Annotated in this window: 6 protein-coding genes; all 6 read left to right on the forward strand. The window is 63.7% G+C overall.

Annotated features, from left to right (window positions below; genetic code table 11):
- Window positions 1–2: 2 nt before the first annotated feature.
- The 6 genes from AB0L63_RS28930 (at window position 3) to murA (ending at window position 5,676) form a co-directional block, all read left to right on the forward strand.
- Window positions 3–974, forward strand: coding sequence for a F0F1 ATP synthase subunit gamma (locus AB0L63_RS28930; RefSeq protein WP_364507040.1), 972 nt, complete (start codon window positions 3–5; stop codon window positions 972–974).
- Between the two features lie 96 nt (window positions 975–1,070).
- Entirely contained in the window at window positions 1,071–2,513 is a 1,443-nt protein-coding gene (atpD, locus tag AB0L63_RS28935; protein ID WP_062982624.1) for a F0F1 ATP synthase subunit beta, read from the forward strand.
- A 6-nt stretch (window positions 2,514–2,519) separates the two neighbouring features.
- A complete protein-coding gene (locus tag AB0L63_RS28940; RefSeq protein WP_364507042.1) occupies window positions 2,520–2,894 on the forward strand; it encodes a F0F1 ATP synthase subunit epsilon in 375 nt (124 codons plus the stop codon).
- A gap of 269 nt (window positions 2,895–3,163) precedes the next feature.
- On the forward strand, window positions 3,164–3,586 hold the full coding sequence (locus tag AB0L63_RS28945; protein WP_364507045.1) for a DUF2550 domain-containing protein: 423 nt from the start codon (window positions 3,164–3,166) through the stop codon (window positions 3,584–3,586).
- Between the two features lie 9 nt (window positions 3,587–3,595).
- Window positions 3,596–4,177 (forward strand): cob(I)yrinic acid a,c-diamide adenosyltransferase, encoded by a 582-nt coding sequence (locus AB0L63_RS28950; protein WP_364507048.1) that lies wholly within the window; start codon window positions 3,596–3,598, stop codon window positions 4,175–4,177.
- Between the two features lie 239 nt (window positions 4,178–4,416).
- A complete protein-coding gene (murA, locus tag AB0L63_RS28955; RefSeq protein ID WP_364507050.1) occupies window positions 4,417–5,676 on the forward strand; it encodes a UDP-N-acetylglucosamine 1-carboxyvinyltransferase in 1,260 nt (419 codons plus the stop codon).
- Window positions 5,677–6,064: the final 388 nt, after the last annotated feature.

The raw sequence follows: 6,064 nt of genomic DNA on the forward strand, positions 1-6,064 counted from the left end.
TGATGGCAAGCTTGCGTGAATTGCGCTCCCGCATTCGTGGTGTGAGTTCGATCAAGAAGATCACCAAGGCCCAGGAGCTGATCGCGACCTCGCGAATCTCCAAGGCCCAGGCCCGGGTTGCTGCCGCAAAGCCGTTCGCCGAGGAGATCACCAAGGTCCTCGGCGAGCTGGCGAGTGCATCGACGAGTCTGTCGCACCCGCTGCTGACCGAGCGCGCCAACCCGCGCCGTGCCGCAGTCCTGGTGATCACCAGTGACAGCGGCATGTGTGGTGGCTACAACTCCAACGTGCTCAAGCGCGCCGAGGAGCTCATGGTCACCCTGCGTGGCGAGGGCAAGGAGCCGGTGCTGTACGTGATGGGCAATAAAGGCCTCACGTACTACACCTTCCGCAATCGGCCGGTGGTCAGCGCGTGGACCGGATTTTCCCAGCAGCCGAAGTACAACGACGCCTCGGCCGCCTGCCGCCACCTGGTGGACGCGTTCATGGCGGGCTCCGAGGTCGAGGTTCCGGCCCCGAACGGGGTGGGCAATATCGAGGGCGTTGACGAGTTGCACATCGTGTACACCCGTTTCGTCTCGATGCTGACCCAGACCCCCGAGGTCCGTCGCCTGGCGCCGATCCAGGTCAGCTATGTCGACGAAGACTTCGACATGGGTGCGGACAGCTTCTCCGACTCGCCGACCGTGGAACTCACCGCGCAGTACGAGTTCGAGCCCGATGCCGACGTGCTGTTGGCGGCACTGTTGCCCAAGTACATCAACACGCGCATCTACTCATCGTTGCTCGAGGCAGCGGCATCCGAGTCCGCGGCTCGGCGCACCGCAATGAAGGCAGCCACCGACAATGCCAACGAACTGGCCAATGTGCTTACGCGGCAGGCGAATTCGGTGCGACAGGCCCAGATCACGCAGGAAATCAGCGAAATCGTCGGCGGCGTGAACGCGCTGGCTTCGAGCTCGGACCGCGACTAAAGGCTGCCCGCGGCCTGAGGTCAGGGCCCGGAGGCGGAAGCGCAGCGTAACCACGGAGGGCCCCCGAAGGCCGCGAATAGGACACGGAAGAGAATTATGACCGCAGCAGTCACACAAGAGAGCCGGACCGGCGCGAAAACAGGTCGCGTCGTCCGCGTCATCGGCCCCGTCGTGGACGTCGAGTTCCCGCGGGGTTCCATCCCTGAGCTGTTCAACGCTCTGCACGCCGAGATCACCCTGACCTCGGTGGCCAAGACCCTGACCCTCGAGGTCGCCCAGCACCTCGGTGACAACATCGTGCGCACCATCTCGATGCAGCCCACCGATGGTCTGGTCCGTGGCGCCACCGTCACCGACTCCGGCAAGCCGATTTCGGTGCCCGTCGGTGACGTCGTCAAGGGTCACGTCTTCAACGCCCTCGGCGACTGCCTCGATGCGCCGGGCACCGGCCGCGACGGCGAGCAGTGGGGCATCCACCGCAAACCACCGAGCTTCGACCAGCTCGAGGGCAAGACCGAGATCCTCGAGACCGGCATCAAGGTCATCGACCTGCTGACCCCGTACGTGAAGGGCGGCAAGATCGGTCTGTTCGGTGGTGCCGGTGTCGGCAAGACCGTGCTGATCCAGGAGATGATCACCCGTATCGCGCGTGAGTTCTCCGGTACGTCGGTGTTCGCCGGCGTCGGTGAGCGCACCCGTGAGGGCACCGACCTGCACCTGGAAATGGAAGAGATGGGCGTCCTCCAGGACACCGCCCTCGTCTTCGGCCAGATGGACGAACCGCCGGGCACCCGTATGCGCGTCGCGCTCTCGGCTCTGACCATGGCCGAGTACTTCCGTGACGTGCAGCACCAGGACGTGCTGCTGTTCATCGACAACATCTTCCGGTTCACCCAGGCCGGTTCCGAGGTGTCCACCCTGCTCGGCCGCATGCCCTCGGCCGTCGGTTACCAGCCGACGCTGGCCGATGAGATGGGTGAGCTGCAGGAGCGCATCACCTCGACCCGTGGTCGGTCCATTACCTCGCTGCAGGCCATCTACGTGCCCGCCGACGACTACACCGACCCGGCCCCGGCGACCACCTTCGCCCACCTCGATGCGACGACCGAGCTCTCTCGCCCGATCTCGCAGAAGGGCATCTACCCGGCCGTCGACCCGCTGACCTCGACCTCCCGCATCCTGGAGGCCTCGATCGTCGGTGCGGAGCACTTCCGGGTCGCCAACGAGGTGAAGCGGATCCTGCAGAAGTACAAGGAACTGCAGGACATCATCGCCATCCTCGGCATGGACGAGCTCTCTGAAGAGGACAAGGTCCTCGTCGGCCGGGCCCGTCGTCTGGAGAAGTTCCTCGGCCAGAACTTCATTGTGGCCGAGAAGTTCACCGGCCAGCCGGGTTCCGTGGTGCCGCTGACCGACACCATCGAGGCGTTCGACCGCGTCTGCAAGGGCGAGTTCGACCACTTCCCGGAGCAGGCGTTCAACTCCTGCGGTGGTCTCGACGATGTCGAGGCGGCCGCGAAGAAGATCGCCGGAAAGTAGTCACCCATGGCGGAGATGTCAGTTGACCTGGTCGCCGTCGAACGTTTGCTCTGGTCCGGCCAGGCGACGTTCGTCAGCGCGCAGACCACCGAGGGGCAGATCGGCATCATGGCGGGTCATGAGCCGCTGCTCGGCCAACTGGTCGAGGGCGGCATCGTGAGCATCGTGCCCACCGAGGGGGAGCGGATCACCACGGCGGTACACGGTGGGTTCTTCTCGGTGACCGCGACCTCGGTCCGGGTGCTGGCCGAATCCGCGGAGTTCGCCGATGAGATCGACATCGAGGCGGCCCGTCGGGTGCTGGCCGATGCCGATGCCTCTGAGCAAGCCAAGATCGCGGCCCAGGGCCAGGTGCGCGCGGTCGAAGAGGCGAAGGCGTAGTACCGCACCAGGATTCGGTACGACCCGATAGCACGGCGCTGTCGGCGGCGAAAATATTCGCCGCCGACAGCGCCGTTTCCGTATTCGAACGTTCAAAGACAAGGCCCCGCCATTTGTCATCTCGGGGCCATGGTTGAATTGCCGAACGCGGTGTGAGCATCAGGCCGGGAGGCGCCTGTGTAGCCACGGAGGGCCTGCCACACTGCCATCGAATACCGCGTCGTCGACACGGCGGCGGAACGAAGGGACGTACGGCATTGCAGACCGGGATGGTTCTCCTGATCATTCTGGTGCTCACGCTCGTCCTCTTGGCGTTGGCCTCCACCTACCGACTGATCATGTTGCGCCGCGGCGGCACCGCCGCGATTCTGCGGGTGCTGCCCGCGCGTGGCGGCCAGGGGTGGCGGCACGGCCTGATTCGATATGACGAGGATCGCATCGTCTTTTACAAACTCTCCAGTCTGAAACTGGGCCCGGATTCCACTATTCGCCGCCAGGGCATCGAGATCGGTGATCGGCGCAGCCCGCGTGGCGACGAATACGACATCATGACCGACGACATCGCGGTGACCGCGATCTCCGATAATGACGGCAATTACGAATTGGCGCTGGACCGCGGCTCACTGGCCGCCTTTCTGTCCTGGGTCGAATCCCGACCGTCGGATCGCACCCGTCGGCTCCCCGGACTCTAGGCTGAGCTCGTGAATGTGCACCTGACGCGGATCTATACGCGGACCGGCGACGATGGGACGACCGGTCTCAGCGACTTCTCGCGGGTGGCTAAAACTGATCCGCGGCTGGTCGCCTACGCCGACTGTGACGAAACGAATGCCGCCATCGGCGTGGCCGTCGCGCTCGGTGCGCCTGCCCCGGAGTTGCTGAGGGTATTGCGCCAAGTGCAGAACGATCTCTTCGATGCGGGTGCGGATCTTTCGACCCCGGTGGTCGAGGAGCCGAAGTATCCGCCACTGCGTATCACCCAGTCGTATATCGACCGCCTGGAAGCCTGGTGTGATGAGTTCAATGCCGAACTGCCCGCTCTGAATTCGTTCATTCTGCCCGGAGGCACGCCGCTGGCCGCCCTGCTGCATACCGCCCGTACGGTGGCGCGGCGAGCGGAGCGTTCGGCATGGGCCGCGGTGCAAGCGCATCCGGACGATACGAATGCTCTTCCGGCGAAGTACCTGAACCGCCTGTCCGACCTGCTGTTCATCCTCAGCCGTGTCGCCAACCCGGGCGGTGACGTGTTGTGGAAGCCTGGTGGCGAACAAGGTGGTTCGTGAACTGTCCGATCCGCACGACTGATCTGGTGTAGGTGTGGGTGACTTCCGAGACAGACCTGTCAGAGGGCTGCGACCGGCCGCCCGTCGGTAAAAGTGGGCGGCGCGACACACACACAAAAGTTGCTGGACACCGCTGAATGCGTCCCAGCTACCTGGATATAACCCCGGCACTGCTACCACCGGCCCGCAACGCAACTATCCTTTGCACCAACAGTGCGCCGAATACGCGGAGAGGCGGCATGGAACGGTTTTTGGTTACTGGCGGGAATCGACTCGTCGGTGAGGTCGCGGTTGGGGGTGCGAAGAACAGCGTCCTCAAGTTGATGGCGGCTGCATTGCTGGCCGAAGGCACGACCACCATTACGAACTGCCCGGACATTCTCGATGTGCCGTTGATGGGTGATGTCCTGCGCGGCCTCGGCTGCGACGTCACGATCGATGGAGCGGTTGTCACCATCAACACACCCGCGGAGCCCAAGTATCACGCGGATTTTCCGGCGGTGACGCAGTTCCGCGCTTCGGTCTGTGTGCTCGGTCCGCTGATGGCGCGGTGTAAGCGCGCCGTTGTCGCACTGCCGGGCGGCGACGCGATCGGTTCGCGGCCATTGGATATGCATCAGGCGGGTCTGCGGCTGCTCGGCGCCACCAGCGAAATCGAGCACGGTTGTGTGGTCGCGCGCGCGGACGAACTGCAGGGTGCGCGGATCAGGCTGGACTTTCCTTCGGTGGGCGCGACCGAGAACATCCTCATGGCGGCCGTGCTGGCCGAGGGGGAGACGGTCATCGATAATGCGGCCCGTGAACCCGACATCGTCGATCTGTGCAACATGCTCGTTCGGATGGGTGCGCGGATCAGTGGCGCGGGCACGTCGGTCCTCACGATTCAGGGGGTCGAGCGCCTCTCGCCAACGACGCATCGGGTGATCGGTGACCGGATCGTGGCCGCGACCTGGGGGATCGCCGCAGTGATGACCATGGGCGATATCCGGGTCTCCGGCGTCAACCCCAAGCATCTGTCTCTGGTACTAGACAAGCTGCGCTCGGCCGGTGCGCGTATTTCGTTCGCACCGGATGGTTTCCGGGTGATCCAGGCCGATCGGCCGCGCGCGGTGAATTTCTCGACGTTGCCCTTCCCGGGATTCCCGACCGATCTGCAGCCGATGGCCATCGGTCTCGCCGCGATTGCGGACGGCACCTCGATGATCACCGAGAACATCTTCGAGGCGCGCTTCCGTTTCGTGGAGGAGATGATCCGGCTGGGCGCCGACGCGCGGACTGATGGACATCATGCGGTGGTACGCGGAATTCCGCGGCTGTCGAGTGCACCGGTGTGGTCGTCGGATATTCGGGCCGGCGCCGGATTGGTACTCGCCGGTCTGGTTGCCGATGGCATCACCGAGGTGCATGACGTCTTCCATATCGACCGCGGCTACCCGAACTTCGTCGAGCAGCTGCAGGCATTGGGTGGTGAGGTCGAGCGAGTCGGCGCCCCGGATTGATCATGTGAACGGCAGGCGACGATCTCCTCTCGCCGAAAACCGTTCCTGACCAGGCGATTTGACATCGTGCACACCGACACGTAACTTTATTCGAGTCAGAGCGACACGGACACCGACCCGGAGCCGACACGCTGAGCCGAAAGGCTGAGTAAAGGGCCAGGGAAACGAGGTAGTACGCTGAGCGCCTGACGATCACACTAGTTCGAACGAGACCCCGATTTTGAATCGGGCTCACGGCTGAGCTAAGCTAGATAAGTTGCCTCATCGATCGACCAGGTCAAACCTGCGAGATGGTGTGTGCGTGTGTTCTTTGAGAACTCAATAGTGTGTCGATGAATGTCAGTGCCAAATGTTTTTTGGTTCCGGCCTCTCATACCCCCGTGTGTTG

The organism is Nocardia sp. NPDC051990 (assembly GCF_040680755.1).
In the GTDB taxonomy this organism is placed as follows: domain Bacteria; phylum Actinomycetota; class Actinomycetes; order Mycobacteriales; family Mycobacteriaceae; genus Nocardia.